Consider the following 22608-nt stretch of genomic DNA (forward strand, 5'->3'; position numbering starts at 1 on the left):
GCACGTCCTCGTCCAAAGTGCTCCGCCCTCAGGACAGGGGGCTACTTCTCGGCCTCACCCAAGGCGCTGCGCAGCCAGTCGATGGTTCCCTGGGCCAGGAGTTCATCGGCCAGCCGGTTCGCCGTTCCGGTGACGAGGCGGCCGCGGCTGTTGTCGATCCAGCGCTGGGCGTTCTCGTAGCCCTGGGCCTTGTACTCGATGCCCTGGAGCAGGCACTCCAGCTTGTCCGCGTCGCGGGCGCAGACCGCTTCCGGTGACTCCTTGGCCTCGTACTCCGCGATCAGTTCGCGGACCGCCGTGGCCAGTACCTCCGGCATGCCCGCCGTCTGGTCGGCGGTGACCTGTTGCGGGTCGCCGGCAGGCGCGCGCTGTGATCAAGCTGGTCAAGTCTGTACCTCAGCCGGACGGGGCCTACCGCGTGTTCCTCGAGCACACCCTCAGTTGCGCCGCCTGCCGACTCTCCGGCGGTCCTTGTCCTACTGCGGCCCGGCTCGTCAGGGCCTGGCGCGAGAGCCGCCGATGAGCGCCACCGGCCCCGGGAATTCGCGCCCGCGGCCGCTGCATGCGCAGGAGCACCGGTGAACGCCTAGTGCCGCATCAGGCAACGTGCGTCCCGTCTTGTAGGGCGAGGCGGCAGCAGACGCCTATTGGATGCACCCTGCGTAGTCTCGCGGGGTGCATTCTCATCTGAGCTTCGAGAACCCTCCCGCGCTGCCTCACGAGGTGGTGGTCGAGACGCTGGAGCGTGCTCTGCGTGACCGTTCGGCTGAAGGCGAGGCGGCGGCGGTGCTGGTCGGGACCGCGCTGAACGACGACGACGCGGAGTTCGTCGAGCACTGGTGCGTGCAGGTGGGAACGCGGGCCGTGCCGGGCAGTCCGTTGCTCGGGCTGGCCGGCCTGTGCCTGGGACACACCGCCCGCCGCTTCAGACACCTCAGCGATGAAGCCCTCGCGCTGGCCCAGTCGCTTTCGGCGCGGGCCGAGACCGACCCGGCGGACGTGGACGGCCGGGCCGTCGACGGTTACGACGACGTCCGGAGCTTCCTACACCTGTGGTGACGCCGTCTGCTGGCGTGGCAGGTCAGGCGGCGTTGGCCCGGGTTCACCAGGGCTTTAAGGCGCTTGTCGGCGGCGTTCTTGTCCCGCCGTTTTCGCCGCTTCGCCAGATGATGTAGCGGCGGATCATGCTGCCCTGAGCCCCTGTGGGTGGGGTGGCCGGTGCCGTCGAGGGTGAAGTAGCGCAGGGCGGGCCGTACGGGAGACGGACCTGGCGTCACCACGCTCCGCCCGGCTCGGCGACACACACCGACGTCCCCGACGCCCCGGCCGCCGTCGACCGCATCGCTTCCAAGCCGTCGACACGGATCACACTCTCGATCCGGCCCCCGTCCTCGCTCAGCATGACACTCAGCACCGGCACAGCCTCCGCCCCCGCCATGCGTACCGTGGTGCGCCAGGGAAGACGCGGTCCCTCGACCACCACCTCGCCCGCGTCGCCACCAGGTCCTGTGGTGTAGGAAATCTCGCTCACGCCCACGCCGGTGACCACATACTCCACCTCGAAGGACCCGGCAGCGGCGTCTGCGGCCGGCAGGCTGAACGCCTCCGCCCCGCTCACCGCGCCCCGCAGAACCTCGGGGTCCTTCCAACGATCGCTCACCACTTGCTTCCTTCCAGAGAGGATTGGGTCAAACCTGCCCGTGCGCTTCGGACGCGGCAAGCGTCACGCATGCCCACGTCTATGTCACCACCGGACAGCGGGCCGACCACCGTGACCACCCGTCCTTGCTGTCAAACCGGCCAGAGAGTCTGCCAGGCAGCGGCCGACATGAGACTGTGGGCCCACACAATGATGCATGGGCCAGAAATCAAGTGCTCTGTCGGGGTGCAGAAAGGCCAGTCGGCGCTTGGCGCCGACTGCCACCTTCAGGAAGTCCCCGAAAGAAGAACCGAGTTCCCGGATTTGCCGTGCCAGCGGCGGGACTGCGAAATGTTTGTTTGACCCACTCCAGCGGTGACAGGTTGCCGTCAAACGGTACGAGGCTCTTCCAAAGAATTCGAGAGGGCCTCGTTTCAATGGCTACAATATTTCTGTCAACCATTCTCCTGTCCGGGGAGGAAGGCGCTCGAGGATTTAACGCAGATGAACCCTGCCTGCCCTGACCCCGACCCTGGACCCTATGCGAGCTGATTCACTGCGCGGATTGGCCTCAATCACCCGGTACTACCGCCTGGATGGAGGTTGAATCGTCATCCGGCCAAAGGAAGAATCCGAAATCATCGCCCAGGGGCACCTCTGCCTCGGTCGGCAGATCGACCCCCTCCCTGCATACCAGAATTTCTGGTGAGACTCCGCCGATCGACCGAGAGAAGATCACGACCGGCAATTCTTCGGCCATGGTGGCCGACTCAATTGCAGGCAGGAGATTTTGCCGGGAGATCCATTGGACGTTTGCGTCAAGATATGCCGTAACCAAGGAATGCGGTCGAATGGATCTGGAAATTATCGAGAGGTCCTCGTCCAAAATGGGATGCCATCGACAGCCGTAGGACCCATCCGCCCAGCGCTCAAGGATTGCAGTTGTGCCTCGCGACAGCCTGACGCTCTGCGCGACCTCCTCCCAGAACTCGCCATCTGCCGGACGGGAGGCCGCATCGCTTTCTTCTTTGCCGCAAGGCACAGAGACCACATGCAGCCCCAGGCGTTTCACCTCATCCAGAGAGTCCACCGCATCCGGTTGGATCTCCACCGAGAGGTAAAAGTCAGTCTCGACCGCCACCCGCAAGGTATCTCCACTTGTCAAAGTGCAAGAGAGCAAGCCATGTCGGAGCATCCACCTGAGCAACCTCAGGGCAGTGTGCCGATCAACAGAGCAGCCGTCATAAACGGCGCCAAGCCAGGCCGGCGGGGGCTCGTTGAGAACTAGGTTCCTCAACTCGAATCTGTCCGCCTGCATCGCGTCGGCCAGGTATGCCACGGCTGAGATGTAGGAATCCTCCACCCGCCGATACTCGGCAGCCGTCAGCACTTCGCCATTGAAGGACTTGCCGACATCTTCGAAGGAAGTCCAGTCGGCAATCAAACCACTACGCCTGGGCTCGTCATATTTGGAGACAAGAAAACAAAGAGTCACGGGCGAAGCCATTCCAGTCTGCCGGACTTTCCCAGCTCGTACGGACCGCTCCGGAGTGTACTCCTGGCTGTCTGGAGCGACTCAACGGAAGGCCCGGCCTTGTGAAAAGGTCCACGGTACGCCCGGCCGCCACATCAGCTGGGCGCGATCCGGCAGACACCCGCCCACAGGGGTGCCCCACCACTTGGCGGGCCGGAGCTCAGGCAGGATCGGGACCTGAGCGGGCGGAGAGGGACTCCCTCCCGCGACCCCGAACCCCACACCACGACGAAGCCGCACCTGACCCACATGCCCCACCCCCTCGGAGGGAGGGCCGGGGGCTGGGGCGGAGCCCCTGGAAAGGTTCGCTGGGTGGCTGTTGCGCGCCTGGTCCGGCGGGGTCGTCGGCAAGCAGGGCGGAGACAGGAGCGGGCGGCGGCCCCGAGGGGCCGGGCGCGCGGGTCGCGCCGGCGGGCCGCCTCGAACCAGTGAAGAGCTTTGAACAGCTCCGCTTGTGTGGACACCCGTCCCTGTCCTGTCGCATGCGGCGTGGCAGTCAGCGCCCGACCGCCACCCTTCCCTGGAGCAGGAGGTCGAAATCGTCGTCAAGGAACCGGTCGGACGCACCCGCATCGGTATTACCGCGCGTCCGTTCCGCCTCCGGCGCGACGCCGTCGACCGCCTTGAGGCTGCGCGCCCTCCGTACCCCTCGCCGACACAGGTCAGACCGGAAACTTGACTGCTTCACTTCAGGATCAGTTGCACTCAGCCGCTTCAGGACGCCTGGATCGCATCGCTGCCGATGGCGACAACCAGCGAGCCCGACCCCTCGGCCAGATAGCCATGTTCTGGGAAGTAATCCACATGAAGGTGGTCATTCTGATCCGCCTCCAAAGTGAACCCTTCGATGTTCTCAGCAAGGAGAGAAAGGGACTCCTGCCCGCCCTCAACCTCCAGAGCTTCACCATCTTCGGAAGAAGAAATTCTCATCTTCCCACTCGCTTGCTGAAATTCAATCCGCAACAACGATTTCGTGTACGGGAACGGATTCGAGACCTTCGCCAGGAGTATTTCTCCCCTGCCGTTCCGTAGCTTCTGAGCCAAGGCCAGCAGCTCGGAGCGGGTTCCGGACAGCTCCAATTCCCCGGTCGAATCGTCGCGCAATACCTTCAACATCGCGCCTCCTTCATCGGCCTAGGCCCTGTCGTCAAATGATCCCTGCTGGTGGATCATGATGTGGTGATACGTCGCCATGAACTGTCGGATGCTGAGTGGGAGTTCGTCCGGCCGTTGCTGCCTGTGTCGTTGCGGGGGCGGAAGCGTCTGGATGACCGCAGGGTCCTGAACGGGATCGTGTGGAAGTTCCGGACGGGGGTGGCCTGGCGGGATGTGCCCGGGAGGTATGGGCCGTGGGCCACGTTGCATACGCGTTTTCGCAGGTGGGCGGCGGACGGGGCGTCGATAGACCGCCGGACCTCAGTACTACCAAAGAGATTCCTGGGGAGTGGTGCTTTCCTTGCTCAGCGTCGACCTCAGTCTCTGGAGCATCGCAAGCCACTCTTCTCCGTCTCCTTCTTGGCTCCGGTCGTCCCACAAATCGTTGTCCTTGACAAGTAGGCGAGATACTGCGTCAACTGCCAGGGATATCACTTCTTTGGGGATATCCGGAATATCGCAGGATGGGCCACAAACCTCCGACTGGAACTCTCCTCCGCCTTCCGTCCTCCATGCGACCAAGGCGGCTGCGGCGATTGCCATCTCCGCGCTGCCTCCATCGACATGGGAGCTGGCGTCGTTCGCCACCGAAGCAAGAGTTGCGCGTAGCATCTCGACCCGTTCGGACTGCAGTGCACCATCTAGATCGCCAGCGAAGTCGGCGGCTGTGTCATTTTCAAACGGTTTGTGCCCCCATGTTCCCATGGATGCTCCCTAGCTACGAAAACCTCAGGTTCCCTATTGATCTTACTGGCGAAAGGGGATTTCGAGCTGAGTTGCCTCTGCTGGCGATCATTGAGCCTTTTCCAACCTCACGCTGACGCGTGGTGAAGGGCGAGGATGACCTGGATGATTGCTGTGATGCGGGTGGTGCTGCAGCGGAGCTTCCGTAGGAGACGCCAGCCCTTCAGGGTGGCCATGGCCTGCTCGCCGAGGCATCGGATCTTGGTGTGCGTGCTGTTGTGCCGGTGCTGCCACCGCTTGAGGCGGCGGCCGCGGAAGGGCACCCGGATGGGGCCGCCGGCACCCTGGTATGCCTTGTCGGCCCAGCACTTGAGGTCGGCGTCGGTGAGTGCGTCGACGATGCCGTGGGTGCGGGCGGCGGTCAGGTCGTGGGCGGATACGGGAAGCGCGGGCCAGGCCCACAGCAGGCGGCCGAACGGGTCGGTGAGGACCTGGACGTTCATACCGTGACGTTTGTGCTTGCCTGAGTAGTACGGCGTGCCGGCGGCGATCCGCCGATCGGCAGCAGAGTGCCGTCCAGGACCACGAACGCCTTCGTCCTCGCGATGCGTATCGCCTCGGCCAGGGTGGGCGCGAGCGCGGCCAGCAGATCGACGGCTTCGCCTATGTAGCGGTGTGCGGTCGCGATACCGATCCCGAACCCGGCGGCAAGCTGGGCGCAGGTGTCACCGCACCGCAGGTGGGGCCAGGGCGAGGAGAGCCTGACGGCTGGCGGTCAGGCGCCGCCACCTGGTCCCGATCTCCCTCGCCGCACCGCGAGTCGTCCAGTCAGGCACCGCAGGGTGCGACTGGACAGGTCGATCGACGACGGGTAGACAGCACGCGAAGCTCCTGGCGGACAGCGGATCTTGGTCGCGAAAACCGTCTACCAGGAGCTTCGTCGTTCCGTAGATCCGTCCAACACGCCAGCGTCGGCAGGTTGGAAAAGCTCACTTACGCTGCCGTCAAGGCGGAGCGGAAGTTGACGTATCAGACGCACCGAAGGCCCGAGGCTGCAGATGCAAAGTCTTGGGGCCTTCGGTACGTCTATCAACGCAGACCGCGATCAGTCGACAAGGATGTGGGTCGAAGGGACTCAGTCTGCCATCCGCTCCAGGATCAGATCGATCTCAGATTCGATCTCCTGGTCAGCAGTAAGGTGGACATGCATCCCATTGCTTACGCCCTCCTGCGCAAGTGTAAGAAGGTGTCGCGCCAATGAAGTGAGCCCCGCGCGGTTGGCCTTGATCAGCACTTCCGATCGAGTCGCAGAGACCGTGATCTCGAAACCCTCATCCCACGAGAAGCGCAGCCCTTCATTAGGCCGGTAATCGGGGGTGATAATTACTTGCTCCATCGAGTGCTCCTAACTTTCTGACCAGCGACTTCGCTGCTTAAAGGGAAGTGCTAGCTTCCTCGGACAGTAAAGTCACTGGAATTGCCCTACTCGAGATAGATGTGTCGATTCTCGGTGACCATCATTTTTCCAGGCTTCTTCGGATTGGGGGCGAGCCGCTCAAAATTCATATGCGGGCCACCGCCATGCTGTCCAGTGATATCCGATTCACCCATTCTTGCGACACGCGTACCGCTCCTCGAAACGTATCGCCCGCTACCCGGAACAGGCTCCCTGTATCCACGGCCAAGCCATTTCTCTGCTGCATTGAGCGCATCGTTCGTCGGTATGCGGGTTCCGTCCACCGGGTGGCCATCACCGTCATACTTGCGCACCGAGGTCCACGGACAATTTGAATTGTGAACCAGGACCGGAGTCTTCCTCGCCAGCACATAGTACGTGTGCGTGTCCGCAATGGTCAGGTTGTGAACAGTGGCGTTCTGTGTCCATGCCTGGACTGCGGTGATCTGCAGCCAGCTTCCCGTTGAGCTCTGGAGCCGCTGGCCGGGTTCCAGGTCATCGGCGTCCACCCACTCACCGAGGGCCGGAACCCAGAAGGGGTGTCCGTCCGTGGCGACGACCGTGCCGGTAGCGGTGCCGGCAACGTTCCCGTTGTTGTCCGGCTGGAGCTGGAGCAGCCCGGTGTCGACGGGAACCCCGTGGTCATCCCGGTTACTGGCCCGGACAGCATCACCGATGTTCCCGGGGGGTGCGTCCCCGGTCCGGACCGTGACCTTGACCAGGTTTTTCGCCCCGTCACCGAGGATGGTGGCGACCACCGGCTGCGCGGTTGTCTCACCGGTCTTCGGGTCGGTGGCCAGGACCTTGTCGCCGAGCTTGACGTCCTCGATCGGCTTACGGGTTCCGTCCGCCATCACCACGAGGGTGCCGGGCACGAAGCTGTTGCTGGGGCAGCCGACCTGCTCGGTGACAGCCTCCTCGGCCTGGCCCCTGGCCTCGCTCTTGATCTCCTCACGGGCCTTGCTGCCGGCCGACTGCTTCGGGCTGGCCTTCTTCTGCTGGGCCGGCTTCGCCTTCTGCGACGGCTTCGGCCTGGGCCTCGGCTGCGACTTCGGCTGCGGCCTGGGCTTGGGCTTGGCCTTGCGGGCGGCGGCGCGGGCCGCCTGGGCCCTCTTCGCCGCGGCGCGCTGGGCGCGCTGCTTGGCGCGGGCGGCAGCCTGGCGGGCTGCCGCGCGCTTTGCCGCGGCGCGCTGGGCGGCCCGCTTGGCGGCGGCGCGCTTCGCTGCTGCGGCCTTGCGGGCGGCTTCGCGCTTGGCCTTGGCGGCGGCCTTCTTGCGGGCCGCGGCGATGGCGCGCTTGCGGGCTTCGGCCAGGAGCCTCTTGCGGAGGGCCTCGGCCGCCTTGCGGGCGGCGATCTGGGCGGCCCGGCGGGCGGCGGCGCGGATGGCCGCCTGGATCGCGATACGGGCCGCGATACCGATCAGGATGGGGAAGAAGAGGCCGTCGGGGTCGGAGAAGGTGGCGGGGGCGTTGTTGGAGTAGGCGTAGGGGTTGATGGTGGCGGGCTGCTGGTAGTCGACCATGGGGTCGACGGACAGGAAGCGGCCGGTGGCGGGGTCGTAGGGGCGGGCGCCGAGCTGGGTGAGCCCGGTGTCCTGGTCGCGGGTGCCGCCGACGAATCCGCGGTATCCGGGCCAGGTGGACGGGGCCGCGCCGCGGTCCTCGCCGAACGGGGTGAGCAGGCGCCGGGTGACCGGCATGCCCGCCGCGACCATGTCGACGGATGCCTGGGTGGAGCCGTGGTGGTCGGCGAGGAGGATCTCGCGTCCGCCGTCGGAGGAGCGGACGGTGGTGGCGCCGTCGGGGTGCGCGTAGGAGCGCTGCACCGATTCGGTCCCGTCCGCCTTGACGGTCAGTTCGGTCTCGCCGAGGTAGAGGGTGGTGGCTCCGTCCGCGCCGGTGCGCAGGAGGCGCTCGCCGGAGGCGCCGTAGAAGTAGGAGGTCTTCTTCTCGCCTCCGCCTTCCAGGGGTTCGGTGACGGACTCCAGGTTGCCCTCGATGTCCCAGGTCAGGGACTGGGTGGTGCCGCCGTTCTGGCGGGTGGTGGTGTTGCCGGCCGTGTCGTAGCCGAAGGTGGACCTGGTGGTGCCGTCGGCGCCGGTGGAGGTGATCTCCCTCAGCCGGTTCGGGCCGCCCGCGTCACCGCCGTAGCTGTAGGTGCGGGTGATGTCCTTGGCGGCGTTCCCGGTGGGGTCGTGCTCGACCAGCTTGGTGCGGTTGCCGGACGCGTCGAACTCGTAGGACTGCCAGTACGCCTCGGGTCCGCCGACCGTCGCCCTGCTCGGGCCGTCCGCCGCGCACTTCTCCCGCGCCGTCCAGGCCGAGGTCATGCGGCGCAGCTGGTCGTAGGCGAAGCACTGGGTGTCGGTGCCGGTCTGCGCGTCGGGCATCCCCGGACCGGGGGTGCGGGAGATACCGGTGACGTTGCCTGCCTCGTCGTACGAGTAGGTGGTGTCGTCGATACGGCCGGGCTGGACGGAACGGTCGTGGACGACGCGGTCGGTCCGGCGGGTGAAGTCGTTGTGGAAGTAGGTGGAGAACAGCTTCTTGCCCGCGGGTCCGGCCTCGGAGCGCAGGATCTCCCCGTACTTGGAGTACGTGACGTCGGTGACGTAGTTGGCGGCGCCGGAGATGGAGATGGGCAGGTCGTCGCGGTTGTACCGGAAGACGATGCGTTCCTTGGCCATCGGCCCGACCTTGGGCAGCTCGACCCAGGACAGGTTGCCGGTGGACGTGTAGGCGTAGGTGTACGTGTACTCGCCCGCGGCCTTTCCGGCCGTGGCGGGGATGGTGGTCTTCGTGGTGCGGGGGCGGTAGTTGGCGTCGTACGCCGTCACCTCGTCGCGGTAGGCGTTGCCGTCCTTGTCGTAGCGGATGGAGGCGACGGGCAGGCCCTTGCCGAGGCTGTCGTAGGTCCACTCGAGCCGCTTGGGGCCGGTCGCGGAGTTCTCGCGCAGGCTGGTGGGGCGGCCGCCCTTGTCGAAGGTGGTGACCAGCTTGTTGCCGCGGGCGTCCACGACGGTGGTGAGGTTGTCGCCCCGGTCGTACTCGAAGCGCGTGGTGCCGCCGTCGGGATCGGTGGCCGAGGTCTGCCTGCCGCGGGCGTCGTAGGTGAAGGTGTGCTCACCGCCGCCGGGCTCGGTGACCTTGGTCAGCTGGTCCTGGTCGTCGTAGCCGTAGGTGGTGTCCTGCCAGGCGGACCGGTCGGCCTTGGTGTACTCGCGCAGCCTGGTGTCGCGGCCGTCGGTGTCCTGGTAGGTGGTGGTCACCGTCTCGCCCTTGGGCGGGGTGACGGTGACGGCGTCGCCGTCCTTGACGGTGGTGCTGCGGAGCTTCTCGTCCCCGTAGTGGTAGGTGACCTCGGAGGTCTCCTCACCGAGGCCGTTGAAGACGACCCGGGTCTGCGAGGGCACCACGTTGTCGCCGACGGTCAGCAGGCTGGGGGCGACGTTCTGGTCGTTGAAGTAGCCGTCGTTGCTCTTGTACGTACGGCCCACGCTGTCGTAGAAGGTGTCGCTCACGATGCGGCCCTCGCCGCCGACCGCGGCGTCCTGCGTCTGGCGGGTGCGCAGCAGGCCGTCGAGGATCTCGTAGCTCGTGGCGTACGAACCGTCGTCCTTCAGGGTCCTGTTGGTGACGACCGTCGGGCCGTCGCGCCGGATGGTGTAGTCGTACTCGGCGGACGGGGACTGGGTGGCCGGGTTCCGGTCGATGTCCCAGACCTTCAGCAGGCGCCCGAGCGGGTCGTAGCGCATGTCGACGCGCTTGCCGTTGGCGTCGATCTCCGCGGTGGGCAGGCCGCGCTGGTCGAACTCGGTGGTCTCGGTGTGGCCGAGCGGGTCGGTGTCGACCTGCTTGGTGGGGACGGCGCCGGTGGCCGGGGTGAAGGTGATCCGGGTCTCGTCGCCCTCGACGTCGAAGGTCTTGGTCTCCCGGCCGTGGATGTCGTACTCGGTCCGGTCCACCGTGATGTGGCCGTCGCCCGCCGCGTTGAGCTCCTGGACCTCGGTGACCAGGCCCCGGGTCGGAGCGGCCTTGTACGCGCCGCCGTCGTAGAGGGACCGCGTGTCGTCGATGACCTTCCCGCCGGTGGCACCGCACGCCCCGGTGGTGGTGACCTCGCGGGACTCGGTGTCGAGGATGTGCTTGGCGGTGTTGCGGGCGTACTCGATCCGGGTGCACGCCTTCTTGCCCGACGGGGTGGTCTCCTCGACCTCGGTGGGCAGTCCGGTGCTGTCGTACGTGGTGGTCTCCGAGCTGCGCCGCCAGGTGGTGTCCTTGACGTGCTCACGGGTCTCGGACTTGACCGGGGACACCATGTACGCCTGGAGCGGGGTGGTGCCGGTGCGCTTGCGCTCGGCGGTCTTCACCGCGGAGGGCGTCAGCTTGGTGGCCGCGGCGATGGCTCCGCCGTCGGAGGCGTAGGTGATCTCCTCGCGCAACTGGCCCTGGAACTCCGGGCGGTCGGCGATCTTGCCGCCCTCGGAGTCCTCGATCTCCACCGAACGGGTGCCCGACGGCAGCTTGTCGCCGTGCATACCGCGGAAGTAGCGGTTCTCGGTCAGCTGCTTGACGTCGGTGCCGGAGCCCAGCCGGGTGCGGACCCGCTCGTAACCGCGGTACTGCGACCAGGTACGCCGCTTGGCCTCGGTGTTCTCCGAGTCGTCGTACGCCCAGGCCGCGCCGCCCAGGTACTCGTAGCTCGTCACCTTGGCCACGGCGTCGGTGACGTTGTCCTCCTCGCGGACCTGGGTGACCAGGTACTTGTGGAAGTAGTCGGTGATCGGCTCCAGGGCGCCCTTCGGCGTCCAGACCTGCGGGTAGCAGCGCAGCGTGTTGGTGTGCGGGCTGGCGGGCATCGTGCCGCCGCGCTTGCACTGCTGCGGGGAGTAGGTGACGCCGATCGTGCCGCCGTTCTCGGTGTCCACGGCGTGGATGCGGTAGCGGGAGAACGGCTCCAGGCCCTCGAAGCCGTCGACCCGGTTGTCCATCTGCTCACCGCGGAAGGTGACCTTCGGCATGGTCGCGGTGGTGCCGTCCTGGCCGTGACCGGTGCGCTCGATGGACTTCAGCCACAGGGCCGGCGAGGTGCCGTCCCCGGTGGCGGGGAAGCTCTGGTCCAGGGTGAAGGAGTCGACGTTCTTGAAGCCGCCGTTGTTGACCTGGGTGGTGATCTTCGTGAGGCGCTTGGTGGACCAGAACGTCGGGGAGTTCTTGTCCTTGCACTGAGCACCGGCGTTGCACTGCTGGTCGATCGGGGTGTCGGGCCAGTGCCTGGCGTTGGCCGGGGTCCGGTCGGCCTCCGCGCAGCTGAAACCGGAGCCGGGTATGCAGCGCTCGGCCACGGTGAAGGTGATGCGCGCGGCGGCGTTCTGGGTGAACAGCTTGTCGGAGCGCTGGCCGTAGTCGATGTTCTTCAGGTAGGCGCCGCGGTCGTACTTCACACCGGCGGGCTTGTTGTTCTTGCCGTAGTGGTTGGACTCCTTGGTCCACCACAGGGACATGGCGTCGCCGCGCGGGTCGACGACGTAGTCCAGCATCCAGCGCCAGCCCTGGTCGCAGAACGAGTCGGCGAACGCGGAGGCGTAGCAGGGCTCCCCGGAGTGGTTGCCCGCGACGGGCACGGTCAGGGTGGAGTTGGTGCGCTGGGCGGCGGCGCCGGGCAGCTTGTTGAGGCCGAAGTGGTACTGCGTGCCGTCCGTGGTGGTGAGGACCCAGTACTCGCCGCCCCGGGCGCCGTTCTCCGCGCCGGTCTTGCGCTCCAGCCTGGAGCCGTCGTCGTCCGCGGGCCGCCAGGCGCCGCTCGTGTCGTCCTTGACCAGCTCGGTGGAGGACCCGCCGAGGGACATCACCATCTGGTCCGAACCGAAGCACAGGTCCCCGGTCTTGCCCGCCTGGCCCGGGTTGTTGGCACCGGTGCCCTGGTCGTCGGAGCAGGAGCGGTACCGGCGCTCGATGAAGCCGGGCTCGTAGTCCCAGCCCTCGGCGATCCACGAGGACTGCGCGTTCGTCGAGGCGGTACGTCCGTCGATGGCCTGCGAGGAGTACCCCAGCGCGACCTCCGGCTCAGGACCGCCCGGGACCTCCGGCGCGTCCACGGGGTAGGTCCAGGAGAAGCCGCCCGACGAGGAGCCGCCCATCCAGGAACCGGAAGGCGACAGCGAAGTGGCGGAGTAGTCGCCGCCCGATCCCGCCGCCCGTGCCACCGCGGCCAGGGCGACCGGCTGGGCGGCCCGGCCCGCGCGGGTCTCGGGGAGGTCGATCTCGCCGGTCAGCTGACGGGCGGAAGTGTCGTTGTGCTGGGTGAGCGACTTGCCGGTGGCGGTGTCGATCAGCTCCAGGCGGGAACCCCAGTTGGCGCCGAAACTTCCCTCGAAATCACGGTAATTGAACTTGACCTCTGCTTTACCCGAGGGGGGTTCTTCCATCGTGGAGACGGCTCTGCTCGCCATAAGCGGAACGGTGGGAGTCACCGTGAACAGGACCCCGTTGACGCCTGCCCGCTCGGCGGCCTTCCGGTCCAGGACTTCGATTTCCACGAGGCCGGTGTCGGCGATGTCCTCGGCCGGGGCGTCAGTCGCCTGCCGCACCGATACCGGTCCCGTGTCGAGGGCGGCCGCCCGGCCCTTGGCCGAGGTCGGGGCCGAGGCTGCGGCGATCCGCTCGGTCTGCTGGCCGGTCGGCCAACTCGCGTCAGGAGCCTTCCAGTTGCGGTCCGAGCCGCTGGAACGGTCCTGCTTCCCCGGTACGAAGTCCTTGCCGGGTATGGACTTCTCGTGCTGTATGCCCGGTGGTTCGGTCCGCTGTTCGGCGGCCTGGGCGACGTCCATGCCCGGGATCAGGGAGGCCAGAAGCGCCACCATGGTCACGATGGCGATGGTGACCAGCACCTGGGCCAGGTAACGAATTTTGGGCAGCGTGGTGTCCACGTACACGAGGGAATCCTCACAAGATCGCCGAGAGGCGCTCAATGTAAAGTTAATGTGAAGGTAAAGTCAATCCTTGACCTTTCCTTTTGGATGCAGATCACTTGCCCCTGTGCGGTCGACTCCCCGGGCGGAGGTGATCCGCGACCGGAAGGACCGCGCAGAGCGCCTCACGCAAGACGCACATACGGGCCCGAACGCCCCTTGTACGGCTTGCGGCTGTCGACTTCTCAGCAGAAGAAAGTGACCACATGTCGCACATACCGGGCAGGGCGAGACGGCGGCGCACCAGTGCGCTCCTCGCCGGCCTCCTCACCGCCGCCTGCCTCTCGGGCACCACCCCCGCCATCGCCGCACCGGGGCAGCCCGCAGCGGCCCCTGACGAGGCGACGGCCCTCATGGCCGCCGAGGCCAAGGCGTCCGCACGCGCGACGGCCGAGGGCGAGCCGGTCGAAGTCACCTCCGCCCGTACGGAGACCGGCGAGGTCCACGCCATGCCCGACGGCACCATGCGCCGCACCGAACACACCGCGCCGGTACGCGTCAAGCGGGCCGGCCAGTGGCGGGCCATCGACACCGACCTGCACCGCAGCGGTGACCGGCTGGCCCCCAAGGCGGCTCCCGGCGAGGTCACGTTCTCCTCCGGCGGCGACACGGAGCTGGCCACCTTCACCGACAAGGGGCGCAGCGTCACCCTGAAATGGCCCGACCCGCTGCCGCAGCCGCAGCTGGAAGGCCCCACCGCGACCTACCCGGAAGTCCTCCCCGGTGTCGACCTGGCGGTCTCGGCGAAGCTGGACGGCTTCGGACACGTACTCATCGTGAAGGACGCGCAAGCCGCCGCGCAGCCCCGTCTGAAGACCATCACCTACGGCCTCGAAGCGGACGGGGTGAAGATCGAGAAGGACGAGGCGTCGGACACCCTCCGCGCCCTCACCCCGCAGGGCCAGGAGGTCTTCTCCACCTCCACACCGCGCATGTGGGACTCATCGACCACCGGCACGGCCCGCCGTACCGCCCTCGCCCAGGAGTCCGACCCGGGCGTCCGGACGGCCGACCTGCCGCTGACCCTCTCGCCCGACGCCCTGACCCTGACGCCCGACCAGGATCTGCTCAACGGCGACGCCACCACCTACCCGGTCTACCTCGACCCGAACTTCAACGGCGCCCGGCAGGCGTGGACCATCGCCTACTCCCGCCACCCCTCCACCTCCTTCTGGAACGGCACCAACTGGAACGGCAGTTACAAGGACCAGCCGCGCGTCGGCTACGAGAAGGACACCGGCGGCAAGTCCCGCGCGTTCTTCCGCCTCAACTCGAAGGGCCTGGGCGGGGTTCAGGTCCTCTCCGCCCAGTTCCAGATCACCAACACCTACTCCTGGTCCTGCTCCGGGCGCAACACCGAGCTGTGGCTGACCGGCGCCATCTCCAACAAGACCACCTGGAGCAACCAGCCCTCGTGGTCGACCAAGCTGGAGACCAAGTCCTTCGCGTACGGCTACAACTCGAGCTGCGCCGCACGCGGGGTCGACTTCAACGCGAAGGTCGCCGCCGAGCGGGCCGCCGCGGGCAACTGGGCCGACATCACGGTGGGACTGCGCTCCACCTCGGAGACGGACACCTACACCTGGAAGCGGTTCAACAGCAACCCGAAGATCATCATCAACTACAACCGTAAGCCGAACACCCCGTCCAGCCTTCAGACTTCGCCTTCCACCAGCACGGACACGGCCTGCAACGTCGCCCCCTACGTCACCCTGGGCAACACGGACGTGACCCTCAGGGCGAAGGTCTCCGACCCGGACGGAGGCACCGTCAAGGCGCGCTTCCACCTGTGGCCCACCGGCAAGCACCCCAATGACGCCGCGGACGGCGTCATGATCATCAACCGCGATGTCCAGGTCACCTCGGGCAGCATGGCCTCCACCGTGGTCTCCAAGAACGACCTGAAGCGCTACGAGGGCTTCGGCTCCAGTGGCCGGTTCTCCTGGAAGGTGTCGGCCGTCGACGCCCATACGTCCTCCGGGTTCACGCCCACCGGCGGCGGCTGCGCGTTCGGCTTCGACTCCAGCCGTCCCTCGTCCCCGCCCGGCGTGACCTCAACCGACTTCCCGAGCGGTGACAGCGGATCGTGGGGCGCGCCTGCCCGGACCGAAGGATCGTTCACCCTGAACTCCGGTGGCGTCTCCGACGTCGTGAAGTACACCTACGGGCTGAACACCAACCCGCCCACCACCGTGGCCACTCCGGCGGCGGCAGGCGGCTCCGTGACGGTCAGGCTCACCCCGACCCACACCGGCCCCCACACCCTGTACGTCGTCAGCCACGACAGGGCGGGCAACAAGTCCGACACCCAGGCGTACCTCTTCTACGCGTCCAGCCCCGGCACCCCCGAGAAGCCGGGCGACCTCAACGGCGACGGCCATCCCGACCTCTACGCCGTCGACGCGAGCGGCAACCTGCGCTTCTACCCCGGCAACGGCGAAGGCCGCCTCGGCACCCGGATGGACGTCTCCACCACCGGCGAGTGGGCGGGCTCCCTGATCACCCACCGCGGCGACTGGACGGCGGACGGGTACGAGGACCTGATCACCCGCCGGAGCGACGGCAGGATCTGGCTCTACCCCACCGACGGCCTCGGCCGGGTGGACGAGGAGACCCGCCAGGAGATCGGCCAGTTCGCCTCCCCGGGCGAGCCCGAGTACATCGACCCCGCCTCCATCGACCAGCTCGTCTCCCTCGGTGACATGGGCGCCGACCCCGACGCCGCCAAGGTCGACTTCGCCGCCGTGATCGGCGACGCCCTGTGGTACCTGCCCGGCTACACCGGGGGCCACCTCGACTACGGCTACCCGATCGCCGCCACCGGCTGGAAGAACATGACCCTGGTCTCTCCCGGTGACCTCGACGGCGACGGACACACCGACCTGATCGCCCGCGACACCGTCAGCGGTCAGGTCTGGCTCCACCGGGGCAAGCCCGCCCCGGACGGCGGCACCGACCCGGCCTCCCTCGCCGACCCGGCCACCCGCACCGCCTACGCGACCGGCCTGCCCGCCGCCACCCACCCGCTGATGACCGCGACCGGAGACGCCAACGGGGACGGCGTCACCGACCTGTGGTCCACCCACCTGGTCACGGGCAGCGGCAACCTGATGTTCCACCCGGGCCGGGCAACCGGCGGGGCACAGCCGCCGCTCCTCGTCGGACCCGGCGGCTGGCACACCATCAGGTCCATCGCCTGACCCTGCCCCGATGACTCCCGGGGCGGTGCGGCCCGAACACCGAAGGGCCGCACCGCCCCGGGAGGCAGCAGCCGGGCCTTGGTGGAAGGGCCGGCGAACCGTGCCCCGGGCCTCGGCAAGAGCCGGGGTCAGCTCGGCGAACCCGCCCCGGGGCCACCCGGCAGACCCTCCGGCTCCGCCGTCCCCGCCGCCTCCCGCCGGTCCGGTGTGACCGCTTCCGCCGCCGTCAGCCGGTCCTCCGCCCTGATGTCCCTGGCCTGCTCCGCCACCCACTCGGGGCTGATCGCCGGAGTCTCGCCCGGCACCTGGTCGCTCACGACCAGGCAGAACGGGTGACCCGCCGGGTCGAGGAGCACCCGTACGTCGTGCTGGGGCTGGAACTCCGCCGGGATCGCGCCCTCCGCCACCGCGTGGGCCACTCCCGCCTCCAGGTCCGTCACCTCGAAGTCCAGGTGCAGCATCATCAGCTGGTCGCCGGGGGAGGCGGCGGGGGCGGGCCAGACCGGGGGCACGTACGCCTCCTCCGTCTGGAAGGCCAGGCCGGAACCCCCGCCGGGCGGCACGAGCTGCACCCAGCCCGGCTCCTCCCGCACGGTCTCCCACCCCAGGAGGCGACGGTAGAAGTCCGCCAGCTCCGCCGCGTCCGGGGCGTCGAGCACCGTGCAGGTCAGGGTCAGGGAGGGTCGCGGCGGTCGCGGGGTGGTGGTCACGGCGGGCTCCTCGGGTCGGAGATGTGCCGGTACGAGTACCCCGTACCGGCACATTCACCGGGCCCGCCGCGCCGTCCTCACCCCGCCGCGCCGTCCTCACCCCACGATGTCGGCGTACCCCTCGATCTCGCGCGGGTTCCGCGACCCCGGGCCCACGTACGTCGCCGACGGACGGACCAGGCGGCCCGTGCGCTTCTGCTCCAGAATGTGGGCCGACCAGCCCGCCGTACGGGCGCACGTGAACATCGACGTGAACATGTGCGCCGGGACCTCCGCGAAGTCCAGGACGATCGCCGCCCAGAATTCGACGTTCGTCGCCAGGACCCGGTCCGGGCGGCGGTTGTGCAGCTCCTCCAGTGCCGCCTTCTCCAGCGCCTCCGCCACCTCGAAGCGCGGCGCGGCCAGCTCGCGGGCCGTGCGGCGCAGGACGCGGGCGCGCGGGTCCTCGGCGCGGTAGACGCGGTGGCCGAAGCCCATCAGCCGCTCGCCCCGGTCCAGGGCGCCCTTCACATACGCCGTGGCGTCGCCCGTACGTTCGATCTCCTCGATCATGCCGAGGACCCGGGACGGGGCGCCGCCGTGCAGCGGGCCCGACATCGCGCCCACCGCACCGGAGAGCGCGGCGGCCACGTCCGCGCCCGTCGAGGCGATGACCCGGGCGGTGAACGTGGAGGCGTTCATTCCGTGCTCGGCTGCCGACGTCCAGTACGCGTCCACCGCCTTGACGTGCTTGGGGTCCGGCTCGCCGCGCCAGCGGATCATGAACCGCTCCACCACGGACTGGGCCTTGTCGATCTCGCTCTGGGGCACCATCGGCCGTCCCTGACCGCGTGCCGACTGGGCGACGTACGACAGGGCCATCACGGCGGCCCGCGCGAGGTCGTCCCGGGCGGTCTCCTCGTCGATGTCCAGCAGCGGTTTCAGGCCCCAGACGGGCGCGAGCATCGCCAGCGCGGACTGCACGTCGACCCGGATGTCACCGGAGTGGACGGGGATCGGGAACGGCTCGGCCGGCGGCAGCCCGGGGTTGAACGCCCCGTCCACCAGCAGGCCCCACACGTTCCCGAAGGAGACATGGCCGACGAGATCCTCGATGTCGACCCCGCGGTAACGGAGCGAACCGCCTTCCTTGTCCGGTTCGGCGATCTCCGTTTCGAACGCGACGACTCCCTCAAGACCGGGTACGAAGTCGGACATCAGGCGGCTCCCTCAGTTCGGCGGGCGGCGGGCGGCGGGCCGCGGCTGTGCGCGTACGCAGCAGGTGTACGGAGGCCGCGGCTGTGCGAAGGCCACAGGGGCCTGCCCCACGATATTGGCGGGTTCCCACGGAGCGGGGAAGCGTGACATCCGGCACAGGACTCCATTCCGGCGGTGAGTGGTTACGGGCCCTCCGGGCCGGGCACACTCGGCCACTGCGGCAGGATGGGCCCGTGTCCACATCAGATCACTCCGTGCCCACTCCGGATCACGCTGTGCCCGCACCGGATCACGCTGACCACCAGGCTCCTTCCGCCGGGCCCTCCGGTACGCACTCCCGTACCGATTCCACCATTGATCCGGCGGCCATGCGCGAGCAGTACCGCTCGGAGGACTTCACCGAGCGCGACCTCAGCCCCGACCCGATGGACCAGTTCGCCCGCTGGTTCCGCCAGGTCGCCGTGGGCGGGGTGCTCCACGAGCCCAACGCGATGGTCGTCTCGACCGCCACCCCGGACGGCCGTCCCTCCTCGCGCACGGTGCTGCTGAAGCAGTACGACGACCGGGGCTTCGTCTTCTTCACGAACTACGGCTCCCGCAAGGGCCGCGAGCTGGCCGCCAACCCGTATGTCTCGCTGCTCTTCCCCTGGCACCCGATGGCCCGCCAGGTGATCGTCACCGGCAGCGCGTCCCGGGTCTCCCGCGAGGAGACCGTCGCCTACTTCCGTACGCGCCCGCACGGCTCCCAGCTCGGCGCCTGGGCCAGCGACCAGTCGACGGTGGTCCCCTCCCGCGAGGAGCTGGTCAGCCGGTACGAGGAGCTGGCCGCGCGCTACCCGGAGGGCGAGAAGGTCCCCGTACCGCCGGAGTGGGGCGGCTTCCGGGTGGTCCCGGAGACCATCGAGTTCTGGCAGGGGCACGGCAACCGGCTGCATGACCGGCTGCGGTACGTGAAGGAGGGCGCGGACTCCGCCATGTGGCGGGTCGAGCGGCTCTGCCCGTAGGACCGGGGGCAGGGAGCCCGGGGGCTGGGGCCCGGGGCCGTACTGCCGGGGAGAAGGCTGCCCGGTGGAACGCAGAAACCCGCAGGCTCGGGGTCCTCCGTGCACAGAGGAGCCGGCCGGACTTACCGGCGAGCCTGCGGGTCGGTGACTGCTGGGAATTGGCCGGCGTCCGGCCAGGTGCACTGCGCAGAGTGCGACGGCGGGCGTCAGCCCGCAGTCACCTCACGAGTCCGAAAAGAAATCACTTCCGGAACACCTCCTTTCCTGTGTGCTGAACAGCCTAGGAACCCCGCGCGGGGCGCTCAACCGATTTATTCGGCGGCTTCACACTGCCGGGGCCCGGCCCCGGAGGTCAGTGGACGCTGAAGGCGTAGGTCATGGGGATGTCCTGGACGTAGAAGCCGGAGACGCGGTGGAAGAACAGGCGTCCGTCCTCGTAAAGGATCTTCTCCGGCATCCCGGGCTCGGAGATCTGTGCCGTCGCGTTCGAGGCTGCGAAGGTGTCGGGCTGCTTCAGGAGCACGGTCTGCTCCCCGTCGGCGGCGGCCAGGCGCAGCACACCGCTGCCGTCCTGCCCCGCCCCCGCGTTGCTGTAGGCGACGACCCCGTCGTCCTCGGCGCGCAGGGGCAGCATCTCCGACGAGCCGACGCTGTCCACGGTCCACTTGCGCTGCCCGGTACCGAGGTCGAACGCCGCGATGTGGTTGCCGCTGCTGAAGTTCTCCCGCCGACTGGCGAGGTAGACGGTGTCCTTCGAGGTCGCGACCGCGTTGCACCCCGTGGCCCCGCAGCCGGGAACGTAGTTGTCGATCTTGATCGTCGTCCTGACCGAGCCGTCCGGGTGGAACGTGAACAGCCTGTTCACGTCCAGTCCGCCCGCGTTGCCCACCTGGGCGCCGACCACCAGCGGGTCGACCGAGGCCAGATAGGCAGAAGTCGGCCCGGCGGGCAGCTTGATGGTCCGGGACGGCTTGCCGGTATCCGGATCACGTTGCGTCACCGCGAACCCATCGCCGCAGTAGGCCAGGCCCGTCACCGTCCTGCCGCCGAGGTACTCCTCGTAGTCGCATCCCTGCGGGGGCGCGTCCCACACCGGGTCGCCGGTGCCGATGGCGAAGCCCCGGGACGATGTGCCGTCCGACCAGCCGACCGCGGCGAAGTTCTCGGTGACAGCGACGCTGAGGTCCAGCCCGAAAGCGGCGTCGGGCAGGGACTTCTGCCAGACCTTGCGCCCCTTGTCGATGTCGATCACCGCGAACTCGGTGCACCTGCTGCGCTCCTTCTTGGAACCGGCGAACGACACCGCCACGTACCCCTTGTCGGTCACGTCCTGGGACGCGCCGCACAGGGTGCCGTCCAGCGGCACCTTCCAGGTCTGCTCTCCGCTGTCCAGGTCGTAACCGAGTACGGAGAAGGGGCCGCCGGAGGCGTAGGAGCGCGAGGTCACCCAAGTGCCGTACGCCCGGTGCCCGGTGTCCTCGATGTCCTCCTTCGGCGGTGGCACCTTGATCAGTTCGCGCCCCTGTGTGGGAAGGGCCGTCGGGGACGCGGACTTCGTCGGGGCGCTCGCCTTGGCGTCGGCCTCGGCCGGGCTCTCCCCGCCGTCGTTGAAGTGGAGGAACGCGAAGGTACCGGCGGCCAGGACGGCCACGGCCGCGGTGACGCAGCCCGCGATGACCGCGGTCCGGCGCTTGCTGCCTTGGGGCACTTGGGGCACTTGGGGCGGCGGCCCCGGGACCCCGGGAGGGACAGGGGGCATGGGCGGCTGCGACATGCGAGTTCCAGCTCCTTGTGAACCAGGCGGTGGCGGTGGGAGAGCCCCCGTGGGAAGCGGTGGCCGGTGTCGCCACAGGCTACGAGAGGTCGGTTTCCGGGACGGCGGCCAGGGGCCCGGTACGCGGAGGGCGGGATGGCGGGGCCCGGACATGCCGGTGGGCCCGGCAGCAGCCGCTGCCGGGCCCACCGGCTGCCGCCGGTACGAGGAACGAGCTTTCAGCTACGTCCGGTTACGCCCGTGTGTGCCTGTGCCCTCTCCCGGCTCCGGCGCTTGTCGCTCTTTCAGCACTTGTAGTTCTTCGCGCCGATGTAGGTCGGAATCGGGGTGATACCGGGAAGGGTGAACTTCATTTCCACGCACTTCTTGTACTTGGCCGCCGAGCTCCAGACGCCCGCGAGATGCGTGAGCGATCCGCCGGTGATCGCACCGCAGGCCACCGAAGCCAGCGGAATGGCGAGAAGGCCGCAGAGAACCGCGCCGCCCGGCGCGTACTTCACCTTGGATTCGTACTTCTTCACTTCGGACTTGCTGAACTTCACGTAAAGGAACCAGCCGGTGCTGACCTTGGGGTCGGCCACGACGGGAAACGCGGTGTCCTTGTTGATCTCGACGTCCTGGATGAGGGTCGACCCGTTCAGCTTGTAGCTGGTGGGTACGTCCTTTCCGTTTGCATCCTTCGCCCACGGGGCGTCGATGGCGCCGATGGCGACATCGGGGCCGTCGCTGTCGCTCCGGCGGACGAGGTCGAATCCACCGGTCTCGTTGGCGACCGCCTGGGTTCCGGCGGGGAGGTTCAGCTCGTAACGCTGCTGGGCCGGGGCGTTCGCGTCCTTGAGAGAGGTCAGGGCGCGGGCGCCGCCGTCGGCGGTGAGCTGGACGGCGATGTCCGTGGAGGCGGCGGCGTCGGTGTAGACCGTGGTCCCCGCGCCCGCCAGGGAGCCCTCGACGGTACGGCTCTGAGGCAGGCTCAGGCCCACGACGCTGCCGTCCGGCGCGGTGATCTCGATCTCGCCCGCCGAGCTCTTCGGGGCCCGGGCGGTGGTGGTCACACCGCTCTCGTCGGTCACCGACGCGGTGAGCGCGCCGTTCTGCGGGACTGCCGCGGCCAGGTCCTGGGTGCCGGTGGCGCCCTCGATGATCCGTGCCGTCCGCTCGGCCTGCGACGGCAGTCCGCCTGCCGTGGCGGTGGGCGCGATGGTCATCAGCAGGGCGCCCGCCACGGTGGTTGCGACGATGCCGCTGGTCATACGAGTGGTCCGCATCATATGCGGTTTCCCCCTT

13 protein-coding genes and 3 pseudogenes are annotated in these 22608 nt (G+C 68.2%); 4 read left to right on the forward strand and 12 right to left on the reverse strand.

Annotation, left to right across the window (positions count from 1 at the left end):
• Positions 1 to 41 precede the first annotated feature (41 nt).
• Positions 42 to 453: pseudogene (locus B7C62_20700) on the reverse strand (hypothetical protein).
• A gap of 273 nt (positions 454 to 726) precedes the next feature.
• Between B7C62_20700 and B7C62_20705 the strand changes: the two are divergent.
• A complete protein-coding gene (locus B7C62_20705; GenBank protein ID ARF74382.1) occupies positions 727 to 1059 on the forward strand; it encodes a hypothetical protein in 333 nt (110 codons plus the stop codon).
• Between the two features lie 214 nt (positions 1060 to 1273).
• Here the strand turns inward: B7C62_20705 and B7C62_20710 are convergent, their stop codons facing one another.
• The 3 genes from B7C62_20710 to B7C62_20720 form a co-directional block, all read right to left on the reverse strand.
• Positions 1274 to 1663: a hypothetical protein gene (locus B7C62_20710; GenBank protein ARF74383.1), complete on the reverse strand. Its 390-nt coding sequence runs from the start codon at positions 1661 to 1663 to the stop codon at positions 1274 to 1276.
• A gap of 547 nt (positions 1664 to 2210) precedes the next feature.
• Entirely contained in the window at positions 2211 to 3083 is an 873-nt protein-coding gene (locus B7C62_20715) for a hypothetical protein (GenBank protein ID ARF74384.1), read from the reverse strand.
• Between the two features lie 804 nt (positions 3084 to 3887).
• Complete coding sequence (locus B7C62_20720; GenBank protein ID ARF74385.1) at positions 3888 to 4289, reverse strand: hypothetical protein; 402 nt, start codon at positions 4287 to 4289, stop codon at positions 3888 to 3890.
• 42 nt (positions 4290 to 4331) lie between these two features.
• Here B7C62_20720 and B7C62_20725 point away from each other — a divergent pair, with 42 nt between their 5' ends.
• On the forward strand, positions 4332 to 4730 hold the full coding sequence (locus tag B7C62_20725) for a hypothetical protein (GenBank protein ARF74386.1): 399 nt from the start codon (positions 4332 to 4334) through the stop codon (positions 4728 to 4730).
• On the opposite strand, the gene B7C62_20730 is transcribed toward B7C62_20725, so the two are convergent.
• From B7C62_20730 to B7C62_20745, 4 genes and pseudogenes are all read right to left on the reverse strand, one after another.
• Complete coding sequence (locus B7C62_20730; GenBank protein ID ARF74387.1) at positions 4596 to 5033, reverse strand: hypothetical protein; 438 nt, start codon at positions 5031 to 5033, stop codon at positions 4596 to 4598. The genes B7C62_20725 and B7C62_20730 overlap by 135 nt on opposite strands.
• 107 nt (positions 5034 to 5140) lie before the next feature.
• Positions 5141 to 5919: pseudogene (locus B7C62_20735) on the reverse strand (IS5/IS1182 family transposase).
• Between the two features lie 228 nt (positions 5920 to 6147).
• Positions 6148 to 6408, reverse strand: coding sequence for a hypothetical protein (locus B7C62_20740; protein ARF74388.1), 261 nt, complete (start codon positions 6406 to 6408; stop codon positions 6148 to 6150).
• Positions 6409 to 6803: 395 nt separating this feature from the next.
• Positions 6804 to 13403, reverse strand: a pseudogene (locus tag B7C62_20745) (Rhs family-like protein).
• Positions 13404 to 13792: 389 nt separating this feature from the next.
• Here B7C62_20745 and B7C62_20750 point away from each other — a divergent pair.
• The gene (locus tag B7C62_20750) at positions 13793 to 16639 is read left to right on the forward strand and encodes a hypothetical protein (protein ARF77296.1); all 2847 of its coding nucleotides are present in this window, start codon (positions 13793 to 13795) and stop codon (positions 16637 to 16639) included.
• A 128-nt stretch (positions 16640 to 16767) separates the two neighbouring features.
• On the opposite strand, the gene B7C62_20755 is transcribed toward B7C62_20750, so the two are convergent.
• Positions 16768 to 17349: a glyoxalase/bleomycin resistance/dioxygenase family protein gene (locus tag B7C62_20755; protein ARF74389.1), complete on the reverse strand. Its 582-nt coding sequence runs from the start codon at positions 17347 to 17349 to the stop codon at positions 16768 to 16770.
• Positions 17350 to 17445: 96 nt separating this feature from the next.
• A complete protein-coding gene (locus tag B7C62_20760; protein ARF74390.1) occupies positions 17446 to 18546 on the reverse strand; it encodes a citrate synthase in 1101 nt (366 codons plus the stop codon).
• Between the two features lie 254 nt (positions 18547 to 18800).
• Here B7C62_20760 and B7C62_20765 point away from each other — a divergent pair, with 254 nt between their 5' ends.
• Complete coding sequence (locus tag B7C62_20765; protein ID ARF74391.1) at positions 18801 to 19550, forward strand: pyridoxamine 5'-phosphate oxidase; 750 nt, start codon at positions 18801 to 18803, stop codon at positions 19548 to 19550.
• A gap of 352 nt (positions 19551 to 19902) precedes the next feature.
• Here B7C62_20765 and B7C62_20770 read toward each other — a convergent pair whose 3' ends face one another.
• Positions 19903 to 21477, reverse strand: coding sequence for a hypothetical protein (locus B7C62_20770; GenBank protein ARF74392.1), 1575 nt, complete (start codon positions 21475 to 21477; stop codon positions 19903 to 19905).
• A 131-nt stretch (positions 21478 to 21608) separates the two neighbouring features.
• Positions 21609 to 22574: a hypothetical protein gene (locus B7C62_20775; protein ARF74393.1), complete on the reverse strand. Its 966-nt coding sequence runs from the start codon at positions 22572 to 22574 to the stop codon at positions 21609 to 21611.
• Positions 22575 to 22608 lie beyond the last annotated feature (34 nt).

It is taken from the genome of Kitasatospora albolonga (genome assembly GCA_002082585.1).
Classification (GTDB): Bacteria; Actinomycetota; Actinomycetes; order Streptomycetales; family Streptomycetaceae; genus Streptomyces; species Streptomyces stephensoniae.